Source organism: Clostridium sartagoforme (assembly GCF_004794105.1).
In the GTDB taxonomy this organism is placed as follows: Bacteria; Bacillota; Clostridia; order Clostridiales; family Clostridiaceae; genus Clostridium; species Clostridium sartagoforme_B.
Window position 1 is genome coordinate 666,893 of record NZ_SRYR01000001.1, and the last position, 13,435, is coordinate 680,327.

General features: G+C 30.5%; 14 protein-coding genes. All 14 read left to right on the forward strand.

What is annotated here, in order from left to right:
* Positions 1-56 precede the first annotated feature (56 nt).
* The 14 genes from E5347_RS02920 to E5347_RS02985 all read left to right on the forward strand — a co-directional run bounded on the left by E5347_RS02920 (position 57) and on the right by E5347_RS02985 (position 13,425).
* Complete coding sequence (locus E5347_RS02920) at positions 57-914, forward strand: flagellin (RefSeq protein WP_136004463.1); 858 nt, start codon at positions 57-59, stop codon at positions 912-914.
* Between the two features lie 321 nt (positions 915-1,235).
* Positions 1,236-1,628, forward strand: coding sequence for a flagellar basal body rod protein FlgB (gene flgB, locus E5347_RS02925; protein WP_136004465.1), 393 nt, complete (start codon positions 1,236-1,238; stop codon positions 1,626-1,628).
* A 5-nt stretch (positions 1,629-1,633) separates the two neighbouring features.
* Positions 1,634-2,038, forward strand: a complete 405-nt coding sequence (gene flgC, locus E5347_RS02930) for a flagellar basal body rod protein FlgC (RefSeq protein WP_136005830.1) — start codon at positions 1,634-1,636, stop codon at positions 2,036-2,038.
* 9 nt (positions 2,039-2,047) lie between these two features.
* A complete protein-coding gene (gene fliE / locus E5347_RS02935; RefSeq protein WP_136004467.1) occupies positions 2,048-2,359 on the forward strand; it encodes a flagellar hook-basal body complex protein FliE in 312 nt (103 codons plus the stop codon).
* 21 nt (positions 2,360-2,380) lie between these two features.
* A complete protein-coding gene (gene fliF / locus E5347_RS02940) occupies positions 2,381-3,937 on the forward strand; it encodes a flagellar basal-body MS-ring/collar protein FliF (protein ID WP_136004469.1) in 1,557 nt (518 codons plus the stop codon).
* Positions 3,938-3,941: 4 nt separating this feature from the next.
* Positions 3,942-4,958: a flagellar motor switch protein FliG gene (fliG, locus tag E5347_RS02945; protein ID WP_136004471.1), complete on the forward strand. Its 1,017-nt coding sequence runs from the start codon at positions 3,942-3,944 to the stop codon at positions 4,956-4,958.
* Positions 4,942-5,706: a FliH/SctL family protein gene (locus E5347_RS02950; RefSeq protein WP_136004473.1), complete on the forward strand. Its 765-nt coding sequence runs from the start codon at positions 4,942-4,944 to the stop codon at positions 5,704-5,706. The genes fliG and E5347_RS02950 overlap by 17 nt, the downstream gene beginning before the upstream one ends.
* Positions 5,707-5,710: 4 nt before the next feature.
* Positions 5,711-7,021, forward strand: coding sequence for a flagellar protein export ATPase FliI (gene fliI, locus E5347_RS02955; RefSeq protein WP_136004475.1), 1,311 nt, complete (start codon positions 5,711-5,713; stop codon positions 7,019-7,021).
* A 12-nt stretch (positions 7,022-7,033) separates the two neighbouring features.
* A complete protein-coding gene (gene fliJ / locus E5347_RS02960; protein WP_136004478.1) occupies positions 7,034-7,465 on the forward strand; it encodes a flagellar export protein FliJ in 432 nt (143 codons plus the stop codon).
* Positions 7,466-7,497: 32 nt separating this feature from the next.
* The gene (locus E5347_RS02965) at positions 7,498-9,051 is read left to right on the forward strand and encodes a flagellar hook-length control protein FliK (RefSeq protein ID WP_136004480.1); all 1,554 of its coding nucleotides are present in this window, start codon (positions 7,498-7,500) and stop codon (positions 9,049-9,051) included.
* A gap of 11 nt (positions 9,052-9,062) precedes the next feature.
* Positions 9,063-9,791, forward strand: coding sequence for a flagellar hook capping FlgD N-terminal domain-containing protein (locus E5347_RS02970; RefSeq protein ID WP_136004482.1), 729 nt, complete (start codon positions 9,063-9,065; stop codon positions 9,789-9,791).
* 18 nt (positions 9,792-9,809) lie between these two features.
* The gene (locus E5347_RS02975) at positions 9,810-10,193 is read left to right on the forward strand and encodes a TIGR02530 family flagellar biosynthesis protein (RefSeq protein WP_136004484.1); all 384 of its coding nucleotides are present in this window, start codon (positions 9,810-9,812) and stop codon (positions 10,191-10,193) included.
* 77 nt (positions 10,194-10,270) lie between these two features.
* Positions 10,271-12,916, forward strand: a complete 2,646-nt coding sequence (locus E5347_RS17220) for a flagellar hook-basal body complex protein (RefSeq protein ID WP_136004486.1) — start codon at positions 10,271-10,273, stop codon at positions 12,914-12,916.
* A 317-nt stretch (positions 12,917-13,233) separates the two neighbouring features.
* Complete coding sequence (locus E5347_RS02985; RefSeq protein WP_136004488.1) at positions 13,234-13,425, forward strand: flagellar FlbD family protein; 192 nt, start codon at positions 13,234-13,236, stop codon at positions 13,423-13,425.
* The last annotated feature ends 10 nt before the right edge of the window (positions 13,426-13,435 follow it).

Below are 13,435 nucleotides of genomic sequence, written 5' to 3' on the forward strand. Positions count from 1 at the left end.
GAATTACTTTATTTACCGATAATTTAGATAATAGATTAAAGTTTAGGAGAGATATTATGAGATTAAATCAAAATATGCAATCTTTAAATGTATATAGAAATTACAAGAAAAGTTTAACATTAAATGCATCAGCCTTAAACAAGATAACTACTGGATCGAAGATTAATTCTGCAAAGGATAATCCGAATAAGCTTGGGGTTAGCGAAGGTCTTAGAATTCAAATAAGAAGTCTTCAAATGGCTGAAAGAAACATACAAGATGGAGTTTCTATGATGCAAGCTACAGATGGCTCGATAAATAGTATAGGCGAATCTTTACTTAGAATTAAAGAGTTAACTGTACAAGCGAATGGAGTAGCTGTTGATGATGATTTAAAAGTTATTCAGACTGAAATAGATCATATTAAGGCACAAATTAATCAAACAGCAGAGACATCAGAGTTTAATGGGGTTAAACTTCTTAATTCTGAGAGGGTTACTAACAATAATTATCCAAAAGTTTTAAAGCATACAGTAGGGGCTAATACAAATGAAGATATGAATATTCCAATATTTAATTTAACTACAGATGTATTAAGTGATAAAGAAGGTAATACTCTTGAAGGGCTAGATGTTACTGACAAATCTAATGATGAAGTAAATATGCAAATTATAGATGCTGCAATGGCTACAGTTAACTCTGTAAGAAGCAGATATGGTGCTATTCAAAATAGAATGGAGACATCAGCTACTAATTTAACTGGAACATCTTCTAATTTAGAAAAAGCTGAAAGCAGAATTAGGGATACTGACATTGCATTAGAGATGGCGGAATATGCAAGAACTTCAATATTGCAAGAAACTTCCATAGCTTTAATGCAACAAACTAATAATTTCCCTAAGGATATATTAAGAGTTTTAGAAAATATGAAATAAATCATTCGACAGAGAAGTGGATAAAACTTCTCTTTTTTTTATACAAAATTTAGTTTTAAAATATTATTATGGTAAAAAAGGCAAAAGTATTGTAGAATGGTGTAGAAAGGTGTGTAAAATATCTGTTTCAATAATAAATTTTTTGTAAATACCTATTGGGAAAATATTCCTTGGTAAATTTATAATAGAAATATAGTAATAATTTATTTATAATAGGATTGTATGGCAAATTTAATGGAGAATTATATACTATTAAGTCATACTATGTTTTATTGAAAATAATAATATGTAGAAAAATGTGATTGTTTAGGAGATGTGGATGTGAACATAAATAATGATTCGACAATGCAGCTATTAAAAGCAGGGTTAGATGCCTCAGCTCTAAGAGGAAAAGTAATAGCAAATAATATGTCAAATATAAATACTGAAGATTTTAAAAGGTCATATGTTTCCTTTGAAGAAAATTTAAAAAGTGAAATCGATAAATTTTCTTTAAAGAAAACTGATGATAAACATTTAAGTGGTACTTTAAGTGATTCTTTAGTAGATATTAAAGTTGACAATAGTACAAGTATGAGAAGTGATGGGAATAATGTGGATTTAGATTTAGAAAAAGTAGATCAAGCAGCAAATAGTTTAATGTATAATGCATTAATTACTCAAGCTAATTCTAAATTAAATATGACTAAAAGTGTAATTTCAGGAGGGAACTAATGGGTATGGGATTATTTAATACTATGAGGATAAGTGCCAGTGGGCTATCAGCTGAAAGGCTTAGAATGGATACAATAACTTCTAATATGACTAACGCTACTACTACAAGAGGCGAGGATGGCAAACCTTATGTTAGAAAAATTGCAGTATTTCAAGAAAATCTAGATAATGAAAAAGGATTAAATGGAATTAAGGCTGTTGGAATAGTGGATGATCCATCACCCCTAAAAAATGTATATGATCCAACTCATCCAGATTCAGATGAAAATGGATATGTTACTATGCCAAATGTAAATATTTTAAATGAAATGGCGGATATGATAACTGCCTCCAGATCTTATGAAGCAAATATAGATACGTTAAATGCTACAAAAAGTATGTTTACTAAAACATTAGAGCTAGGAAGGTAGGTATAGCAGATGATAATAAATAACTTTGTACCATCTGAAAAAATATTTGGGAATGATAATTTTAATATAAATAATAATGCAAATAATAAGACTTCCTCTATTGGTAGTTTTCAAAATGTACTAAAGGATAGCTTAGATAAATTAAATGAAAAACAAGTACAGGCAGATGAAATAACAAATGACTTTGTTGCTGGTAACGATGTTGAGGTTCATGAAATGCTTTTAAGTATGGAAGAAGCTAAAATGAGTATGCAACTAGCTATTCAAGTAAGAAATAAAGTAGTTGAAGCAGTACAAGAATTAACAAGAATGCAATTGTAGATAGTGAGGAGTGCTTATTTAATGGAAAAGCTAAAGGAGAGCCTTAGTAAGCTGTGGAAAAGGTTTAAATCTTTAGGCAAGGGTGTTAGGATAGCAATAATAGTAGCAATTATTACATTTTTTATAGCTATTTTATCTTTGTTCTTTTATAACTCAGCAACTAAGTATAAGGTTTTATTTTCAAATCTAGAAGCAAGTGATGCACAGCTTGTTACAAGTAAATTAAATGAAAAGAAAGTTGATATGAAAATTGAAGGAAATTCAATTTTAGTTCCTAAATCTCAAGTTGATGAATTAAGATTAGAAATTGCGCCAGAGCTTACAGATGGAAGTAATGGATATGAACTTATGGATTCTGGTGGTTCCTTTGGAATGACAGATGAAGAGTTTAAATTAAAAAAATTAAGAATGCAACAAGGAGAATTAGAGAAGACTATTAAAAGTTTCCCTCAAATAGATTCAGCTAGAGTACATATTACTCCTTCTAAGGATTCAGTTTTTGTTGAGGATAAAGAGCCTGGTAAAGCTGCAGTATATGTAAAGATTGTACCAGGAAATAAATTAACTAAGGAACAAGTTAAATCAATAGTAGCTCTAGTAGCAGGAAGTACGGAAAATGTGCCTAAGGAAAATATAGAAGTAATTGATGATAACATGAATCTACTTAGTGAAGGTTTAAATTCTGAAAATGGAAATACAGTAAGTTCAGAAACTATTAATCAACAATATGATTTAGAAAAGAGATATGAGGAAGATATAGAGAAGTCTATAATTTCATTACTTGAACCTGTAGTTGGTAAAGGTAAGATTAAGAGTTCTGTTAATGTTGATTTAGATTTTGACTCTAAGCAAAAGACAGAAACTATAGTAGATCCTAATAAGGTTATTGTTAGCCAACAAGTTATTAAAGAAAACAATGGTGGTAATACAGGTAATACTAGTGGTAGTGCTGTTGATAATAATATGGGTAATACTATAGAAGAAAATATTACAAATGGTGGAAGTTCTAAAGAAGAAACTAATACTAATTATGAAAGTGGTAAAACTGAAGTTAAGACTATAAGTGCACCAGGAGAGGTTAAAAGATTAACAGCTTCAGTGTTTGTAGATGGAAATATAGCAGGAAATGTTCAAGAAGCCTTAGAGAAATCTGTTGCTAATGCTATAGGATTAAATACTGAAAGAGGAGATAGCGTTTCCGTTGTAGGTATGACATTTGACCCTGTTACAAAGGAAGAAGCTCAAAAGGAATTTGATGCAATTAATGATGCCTTAGCTAAAGAAGGTAGAAATAAGATAATATTATATTCAGTATTAGGACTAATAGGGTTAATTATAATAATTGTAGTAATTGTATTACTTAGAAGAAAGAATAAAAAGGCTAATGAAGAAAAGACTAATCTTTTAGATGTAGTAATAGATGATAGATCAGAAGAAGTAGAAGAAATGCCGAGCATTAATTTTGAAACAATAAATCCTAAAGCACATATAGAAAATGAAATAAAGAAATATGCCAGCGATAAACCAGATCAAGTAGCAGATATAGTTAAATCTTGGTTAGCTGATAATGAGAGGTGATAATATGGCTAGAGATTCATCAAAGCTTAACGGAGTTCAAAAGGCAGCTATATTATTTATTACACTTGGACCTGAGGCTTCGTCAGCAATATTAAAGAAATTACCAGAACCAGAAATTCAAAAAATAACATATGAAATAGCTAATATTTCCACAGTTTCTGTAGATCAGAGACAAGCTATCTTAGATGAGTTCCTAGAAATGAATAAGGCTAGGGACTATATTCTTGAGGGGGGAATTGAGTATGCAAGAACCTTATTATCTAAGGCTCTTGGTACTCAAAGAGCTAATGATATATTAAGTAAGGTAACAGAGGCAACTCAGCAATATAGGCCTTTCTCTATTGCAAGAAAGGCAGATGCTCATCAATTACTAAATGTAATAACTTATGAACATCCTCAAACCATTGCACTTATATTATGTTACCTTCAACCAGATAAAGCAGCTCAAGTATTAGCTGAATTACCAGAAGATACACAAAGTGATGTTGCATTTAGAATAGCAACTATGAACAATACATCTCCTATGGTAATTAAGGAAATAGAAAAAGTTCTTGAAAGTAAATTAAGTAATGTAGTAAGAAGTGAAATGACATCCCTTGGTGGAGTTGAAACATTAGTTGATATTCTTAACCAAGTTGATAGAACTACTGAAAAGAATATTACTGAAAGCTTGGAAAGAGAAGATGCAGAACTTGCAGATATTGTTAAGAGTTCTATGTTTGTATTTGAAGATATTATTACCCTTGATGATGTATCTATTCAAAGAATTCTTAGAGAAGTTGATGGAAAAGAACTTGCACTTGCCCTTAAGGGATGTTCAGATGAAGTTGCAAATAGTATCTATAGAAACCAATCTAAGAGAGCAGCTGCATCCTTAAAGGAAGATATGGAGTTCCTTGGACCTGTAAGACTTATGGATGTTGAAAAGGCTCAACAAAAAATTGTTGCTATTATTAGAAGACTAGATGATGCACAAGAAATTATTATTTCTAGAGGTGGAGAAGATGCAATCATCGTATAACCTAATTAAAAACACTTCAGCCTTAAAAGGAAGTGAAAAGAAGATAGCAACAAACTATGTAAGCAAGCAAGAGATTTTAGAAAATGAAAAAGTACAAGAACAAGATTCAAAAGAAGTAGATATAAAGAGAAGCTATGAAATCATTGGAGCTAATATTATAAAAAAGTCTAAAGAAGAAGCAGATGAAATAATAGAAAAGGCTAATGAAATCAAAGGTGAAATAGAAAAGAGAGCTTATGAAGAAGGCTATAGTCAAGGAAAGCAAAATGGCTATGAAGATGGTTATGCCGAAGGATTAAATAAAGTTCAAATAGATACAGAGGATAAAGTTAAAGAAAGAATTGAAAAAGCAGAAGAAATTTTAAGTAAAGCTAATAATGAATATATTGAGTATTTAAAAGAAAAGGAAAAAGAAATAATATCTTTAGCTTTTGAAATGGCAAGTATTATTGCAAAGAAAGAAGTTTCATCTTCTGAGGGAATTTTACCATTATTAGAGGATATTCTAAGTGAGGCTAAGGGAGAAGAAAATATAATTATTAAATGCAATACAGTTCATATTAAGGCTATTGAAGAAAAACTTAAGTACTATGAAAAAGCTTATGCTATTAAAGGAGAAATCTTTGTATTAGAAGATCCTTTAATGGAAGAGGGTAATGCTATTATAGAAAAAAATACAGGAAAAGTAGTGATAGGGCTTGATATAGCCCTTAAGAATTTAGAACAAGCATTACAAATTAATAGGTGAAAAAATGTTAGATATTAATTTTGATTTATTAAATAAAACTGTTAGAGAAGTAAATACTCATTATATAGAAGGAACAGTTAAAGAGGTAATAGGGTTAACAATTGAAGTTAAAGGAATAAGAGCCTTTGTTGGTGAACTATGTACAATTTACAACCAAGAGGGAAAAGCAGTAAAGTGTGAAGTTGTTGGCTTTAGAGAAGATGCAGTTTTATTAATGCCCCTTGGAGAATTAATAGGTATTTCTGCAGGATGCAGGGTTGTTCCAGAGAGAAGACCTTTAGAAGTTAATTGTTCAGATGCTTTGCTTGGGAAAGTTCTTGATGGACTTGGGAATCCATTAACTGATGAAGAGTTACTTCTTGGGGAACCTTATCCTTTAGAAAATGAACCCCCAGATCCATTAAAGAGAAAAAGAATAACTGATGTTTTACCTACTGGAGTTAGAGCTATAGATGGATTTTTAACTGTAGGAGAAGGCCAAAGAATTGGGATCTTTGCAGGGTCAGGGGTTGGTAAAAGTACAACTCTTGGTATGATTGCAAGAGAGGCAGAAGCAGATATTAATGTAATTTCCTTAATTGGAGAAAGAGGAAGAGAAGTACTGGAGTTTATAGAAAAAGACTTAGGACCAGAAGGTATGAAAAAGTCTATTGTAGTATGTGCAACTTCAGATAAGCCAGCACTTATTAGAATTAAGGGAGCTTTGACTGGTACTGCCATTGCAGAATACTTTAGAGATAAGGGTAAAAAAGTTATATTGATGATGGATTCAGTAACTAGATTTGCAATGGCGCAAAGAGAAGTAGGCTTAGCTATTGGAGAGCCCCCAGCACAAAAGGGGTATACTCCTTCAGTATTTGCTAAATTACCTAAGCTTATGGAAAGACCAGGTACTTCTGATAAGGGGTCAATAACAGCTTTTTATACAGTATTAGTTGATGGTGATGACTTTAATGAGCCTATAGCAGATGCTGTAAGAGGGATATTAGATGGACATATTGTATTATCTAGAAAATTAGCTCATAAGAATCACTATCCCGCTATAGATGTGTTAAATAGTATAAGTAGACTTATGTCTAATATAGCTGAAAATGACCATAAGGAAGCTGCATCAATAGGAAGAGATTTACTTGCTACATATAAAGATGCTGAGGACTTAATTAATTTAGGTGCTTATGTTAAAGGCAGCAATAAAAAAATAGATTTAGCAATTAAATATAACGATGGTATAAATAGTTTCCTTAAGCAAGGAATAGAAGAGAAGTCTGATTTTAATACTTCTTTAAATAGGCTAATTTCAATATTTAGAAGTTAAAGGGATGATTAAATGTCTGAAAATTTTAAATTTAGTTTGGAAAAGCTTTTAGAAATTAGAGTTGAAAAGGAAGAAGAAAGTAAAAGGAATTTTACTAAAACTCAAAGAGAAAAGCAAAAAACTGAAGAAAAGCTTAATGAACTTAAAGGAAATTATGATAAATATAACGGAATAAAGAAGGGTGAGACCCTGATTTATCAAAAAATTAAGAAGAATTATTTATTTGCCCTAGATAAGGGAATTAATGAAACTGAAAAAGAGTTAATAACTAAAGCAAAAGAGCTTGAAATTAGAAGAAGTGACCTGGTTAAAAAGCAAATAGATAGAAAAACCGTTGATATATTAAAGGAAAGGCAGCTTATCGAGTTTAACAAGGAAGAAGATAGAAAAGAACAATTGTTTATTGATGAGTTAGCCTTATATGCATATATGAGAAAACATTAAGAGTTTATTATCCTTGAAAGGAGGTGAAATAGGTGGTAGATATTAATGGATTAAAAGTTTTTACCAATAATATGGATGATTTTAAGTCTTCAGATAATAGCTTTAAATCAGATAAAAAAAATATTAAAAATAAGAGCTTTAGTAATTATTTAAAAAGTAATTTAACTTCAAAGGATATTAAAGAGAAATCAATATATCAGGAAGCAAAATATACTGATAAAAAAATAGTAACTAATGATGAAAGTAATTTAACTGAGGTAGCAGATAAAACAATAAAGGAAGCAAGTTCAGTATCTAAAGATGAATTAGCATCGAAGATAGTAGATGAAATAGATAGTTTATCAAATAATACTGAAATAGATTCTACAGAGACTACTAAGATAATGGTTTTATTATTAGCTTTACTTAATAAGCTAAATGATGGAAATAATAATGAGGCTACTAAAGTTAATGAAAGTAATATAGTTGAGTCAATAGATTTATTTAAAAGTGAAAATCCTCTAGATTTACTTAATAGTACTTCTGACAAAATTTTAAGTAATGATTTACTTTCTTTAGTTAATGATGATGAAGAAAATAAAAGTTTTAAGGATAATCTTTTAGAAATAAAGGATATACTTCAAAAATTAATAAAAACTGAAGAAGATCTAAAGTTAAGTGGTATTAATTTAGAGTTACTAGATAATAAGTCATTAGATTTAATTAAAGAAGATTTAGCTAAAGAAGTTAAAAGCTTAATTGATTCAATTCCAGAAGACACTAAAGCTAATATTATAACTTCCATTGAAAAGTCATTAGGTTCTAATGTTACAGACAGTAACATTAAGGAGATATTTAATTCTTTAGTACATAAAGCTGTTGAAAAAGATAATTCATTAGAAAATGTTAGTGAAGTTGATACTAAGATAAATAATATGGATAGTACTAAAGAAGTTAATACTGTAGATAAACTAGGCGCAGAAAATAGTGATGAGTTAAATAAAGAAACATTTAGTAATAATACAAATACAACTAATAAAGAAGATATATCTAAGAAGGAAGAAGAAGTTTTAATGAAGTTCTTAGATGATGATTCTAGTATTACATCTACTAAAAACCTTAATTATTATAACAAATTAAATGGATTACCAACATCTACTGATGAAGTCAAAATGCCAGTTACAGTTAATAAAGAAACCTTAGGAATGGATATCATTAAAAACGTAAAGTTTATGATGAAAGATGCTATTTCTGAGCTGAAAGTAAAGGTTTATCCAAAAGAACTTGGTGAAATGACTATTAAAATTCTCTCAGAAGAAGGAATTATGAAGGCTGAAATTAAAGCAACTTCTAAGGAAACTTATAACTTACTTAATTCTAATTTAAATGAAATAAAGAAGTTACTTGAAAATCAAAATATTAAGATTCAAGAAGTAAATATAGGTCTTTATAATGAGGATACAACTTTCTTTAGTGGAGAAGATACAAGTCAAAATCAAGATTTTAAAAGTAAAACAACACAAAAAGTAAGTGGGATTTCCACTGGTGATGAAGAAGAAATCATTGAAGAATTAATCTTGGATAATAATTTAAATATTTTAGCATAGGAGGAAGAGAAGTGTCTAACACAATTAATAGTTATTCTGGAGCTAGAGCAACAGATAGAGGAACTCAAATTATGAAACCTGGTCAAGATATGGATAAGAATGCATTCTTAACTATACTTGCAGCGGAGTTATCTAATATGGATCCTATGGGAAATAATGATTCAACTCAATATGTAACTCAAATGTCTCAATTTGCAACTATGGAGCAAATGACTAACTTAAACACTACAATGACTAGCTATGCTAATAACTCATTAGTAGGAAAAGGAGTTACTATGAAAAGTGTTGATAGTAATGGAGTTAACTACACAGGTATAGTAAAATCTGTTACTAGCAATAGCAGCAAAACAACAGTCTCTATAGAAGTAAATGAAAATGGTACTAATACTTATAAGGATTTCGATGTAACAGATATCTTAACAGTATTAGATGTTCCTGATTATTCATTACCTGCAATAAATAATATGAACGGTAATATGTCATTCTTAGTTGCATCATCATTTATAGGAAAGCATGTTGAACTAAGTGAAAAAAATGATGATGAAAAAAATATTACTGGTGAAGTATTAGGTGTAGTGAAGGATCAAGGTGTTGTTAAGGTTAGAATTAAGAGACATGATAATGATGAAATACAAGAATTTACTTACGATAAGATTATTAAGGCAGCTAATAATAAAGATGAATTAATAGATGCTGAAGATGGTGAAGAGGAAGTAGAAAGAGAAGTGGAAAATTCTTAATAAAAAGAAGGTGTTACTTTGGGCTTTAGGGTAATTAATGGTGTAGCTTATCCAGTTGGTAACTTCCAATTACCAAAGGGGACAAGCACCGAAAAGACTAATGATAATAAAGCTAGTTTTAAAGATATTTTAAAAAATGAAATTAGTAAACAAGAAGAATATACCTTATCTAAACATGCAGCTAATAGATTAAAAGAAATAAATTTTACTGAAGATGATATGAAGGAAATAGGAAAAGGTTTTAAGATAGCAGAAAACAAGGGTTCTAAGAACTCAGTAATGCTTTATAAGGATGTAGCTTTAATAGCTAGTATTGAAAATAAAACTGTAATTACAGCTGTAGATAGGGAAAGAACAAAGGAAAATATTTTTACGAATATTGATAGTGTTGTAATTTTATAAGCTGGACCTTTTATAAGGAGGCTTAACTCTTGCTGAATGACAGATGCAAGAAAAAAATAAAGGCTTGGAGGTCAATTATGTTAAGATCAATGTATTCCGGTATAAGCGGGATGAAAGTAAATCAAACAAAATTAGATGTTATAGGTAACAATATATCAAATGTAGGTACAACCTCATTTAAATCATCAAGAGCAAGATTTAGTGATATGTTAAGTCAGAATGTTTCAGATGCTATGGCACCATCTAATAACCAAGGGGGGGTTAATGCTAGCCAAGTAGGACTAGGTGTACAACTTGCAAGTATAGACTCAGTTATGACTCAAGGTATGATGCAACCAACAGGAAGACAATTAGACGTTGCAATAGATGGTGATGGATTCTTTATGGTAAGTAAAGGACCTTCTATTTATGGAAATGCTTTAGAAGTTAATCATAGAGCAGGAGCTCATAATATTACAGAGCAATCATTAAGTGGTTCTGGATCAGAAATAATGTATTCAAGAGATGGTTCATTTATATTAGATGAACAAGGAAACCTTTTAACAGGAGATGGGTTTAGAGTATTAGGATATTCATTAACTAATGATGATAGTGCTCAACAAGCTACAGGATTAACTCCAAATGCAGTAAATACTGGTGGATTAGATTTTAGATTTGGACCAGGATCTCAGTTAAATGGATTTAAGGTTGTTTTAGGTAATATAGGACCAGGAACTGTTACATCAGCAGATGTAAATAAGGATGAAAAGACAATTATAGTTAATGGAGATTTCTCAGATACTGGTGCCTTAACACCAGCACAAGTTGAATCAGCAATTAATAAAGGATTATCTTCATCAGGGATATCTCAACAAGTATTTGTATCTGGTAAGCCTTTAAAATTTGAAGGATTAGGATCTGATTCAGTCCTTGGTGGTACTGACGCACTGGCTCCTAAGGCTACTTCAATAGCAGGATTTAATGTTCAATTTAATGAAGGTAATGAATTAAATGGTTATAGCTTCGAAATAGAAAATATAAGTAAGGAACCACTAAAAGTAACTGTTGAAAAAGGTAGAAAGAAAATTGTTATAAACGGAAACTTCATAGATAAATCCTTTAATGCATCTGATTTACAAGATGAAATAAATAGTGTGCTTAAAAAAGATGGCTTTAGACAAGAAGCTAAAGTAACAGGAAGTCCAGCTACGTTGGCGAATATTAAAGGTGCTTCAGACGATTCAGGTAAGGTAGACAAGAAACCAGAGATAGTAAATGTAAAAGATGGAAGTAAAAATGACCTTTTAGTAGGTGGATTTACTTTTAGTCAGCCAGAAAATGGAGAGTTAAATGATTATACTATTTCAATAGGAGAAAGCGTTGCAGGAACTGCTTTATCAGTAGTAGTTGAAAATGGAAATATAATTATTAATGGAGACTTTTATTCTACTCCAGATAAATTTACTAGTGAAGAATTAAGAACTAAGGTTAACAGTGCTTTAAAGGCAGAAGGACTTAAGACTCAATTTACTAGTGTAGGTGGGCAAATAGATAAGGATAAGATAGATAATAAGATTAAGTTTACTGGAGGAGAAACTGCAGCTTCACCAAAGGCTTTAAATATAGCAGGACTAAATGTTGAATTACCAAAAGGAGAATTATTTAATAATATTGAGTTTGTAATTGAAGATATTAACTCTACATCACTTGGCGTAAAGTACACTCCAGGAACAACAGGGAGTAATCCGAAATTTGTGATTACAGGAGACTTTACTAAGAAGGTTTCAGCTAGAGATTTAGAAGATAAGATTAATGAAGCTTTAGCAGCTGCTCACCAAACTGAAAAACCACAAGTTAAGGTTTCTGGAACATCTAAGCCTTATACAGGACTGACTTCTGATGCAATAGAAGGTGGAGAAGTAGATAAATCACCTACTAAGGTAATTGTTGGTGGAGTGGAATTAACTTTTGATGCTGGAGCAGCTCTTAACGGTTATAAGTTCCAAGTTGGAACTATTACCCCAGGAACAAAGACATCGGCTAATATTGATGAAAAATCAAAAACTATTACAATTAATGGAGATTTTGTAACTGCTAATGCAGTAACTGCAAAAAACATTCAAGATGCTTTAACTAGAGCCTTAGAAGGTAAAGGAATTGATCAAGGTATTACTGCTTCAGGAAAACCAATGGAAATTGGAGGAGTAGTTTCTGAAGAAACTTATGGTGGTACTCCAGTAGAAAGTATGAATGCTGATGGAAGCATAAACTTTGTAGATGGAACAAAGGATTTAAAATCTTATGATGGACAACTTAAGACTTTAAAGATTCCAGATAAGGTTAGAGTTCCAGGAACAGATACTGAGCTAGCAGTTAAAACTTATACTATAGATAAAAATGGTATTATAAATGGAGTTTTAGAAGATGGTAGGGTTGCAGCTCTTGGACAAATAGCTATGTCTACTTTTAAGAATCCAGAAGGCTTAACTAAACTTGGAGGGAATCTATATAGTTCATCAGTTAACTCAGGTGATGCCATCATTAAAAGTGGTATTGGAACATTAAATGATGATAACTCAAAGGGGTATGGAGATAACTTACAAGGTATGCTTGAGATGTCAAACGTAGATTTATCAGAACAATTTACCGATATGATAGTTTCAAGTAGAGCTTTCCAAGCTTCAGGTAAGATGATAACTACTGGAGATGAAATCCTTCAGGACATCATTAACTTAAAAAGATAGAATTACAATTAATAATTAACAATGAATAATTAATAATTGAGGATAAAACTCCTTAGGGAGTTTTTGAAGTTAAGTTTTTAATAACCTGCTTGCAAGTATATTAAAGATTAATAAGAGAAATTAATAATTAACAATAAATAATTGGTAATTGAGGAGAAAGTTCGTTATGGAGCTTTTGAAATTAAGTTTTTAGTGATTTGCTTTAAATTAGACTATTAATAAATAACTACTAAAATTATTTATTAATAGTAATTTGGAACAAATTACTTCCTCAATTGTTAATTATTAACTGCTAATTGAAAAAAAGGGGTAATAATATGATAGATGTTACAGCAATGAACAACAAAGAATTTATATTAAATGCAGATCATATAGAGAAGATTGAAGAGGTCCCTGAAACGTTAATTACACTAACTAATGGTAAAAAGTATATTGTACTAGAGAGTGTAGATGAAGTTGTAGATAAGGTACTTAAGTATAAAAATAAAATTGTTACTTATAGGTTGTAATAGGAGGCAA

What these genes read in the sequence shown, in the direction of transcription:
- E5347_RS02985 (WP_136004488.1), top strand. Translation starts at nt 13,234, where the DNA reads ATGATAGATGTTACAGCAATGAACAACAAAGAATTTATATTAAATGCA.
- flgC (WP_136005830.1), top strand. Translation starts at nt 1,634, where the DNA reads ATGGGATTATTTAATACTATGAGGATAAGTGCCAGTGGGCTATCAGCT.
- fliJ (WP_136004478.1), top strand. Translation starts at nt 7,034, where the DNA reads ATGTCTGAAAATTTTAAATTTAGTTTGGAAAAGCTTTTAGAAATTAGA.
- fliF (WP_136004469.1), top strand. Translation starts at nt 2,381, where the DNA reads ATGGAAAAGCTAAAGGAGAGCCTTAGTAAGCTGTGGAAAAGGTTTAAA.
- fliG (WP_136004471.1), top strand. Translation starts at nt 3,942, where the DNA reads ATGGCTAGAGATTCATCAAAGCTTAACGGAGTTCAAAAGGCAGCTATA.
- E5347_RS17220 (WP_136004486.1), top strand. Translation starts at nt 10,271, where the DNA reads ATGTTAAGATCAATGTATTCCGGTATAAGCGGGATGAAAGTAAATCAA.
- fliI (WP_136004475.1), top strand. Translation starts at nt 5,711, where the DNA reads ATGTTAGATATTAATTTTGATTTATTAAATAAAACTGTTAGAGAAGTA.
- fliE (WP_136004467.1), top strand. Translation starts at nt 2,048, where the DNA reads ATGATAATAAATAACTTTGTACCATCTGAAAAAATATTTGGGAATGAT.
- E5347_RS02950 (WP_136004473.1), top strand. Translation starts at nt 4,942, where the DNA reads ATGCAATCATCGTATAACCTAATTAAAAACACTTCAGCCTTAAAAGGA.
- E5347_RS02920 (WP_136004463.1), top strand. Translation starts at nt 57, where the DNA reads ATGAGATTAAATCAAAATATGCAATCTTTAAATGTATATAGAAATTAC.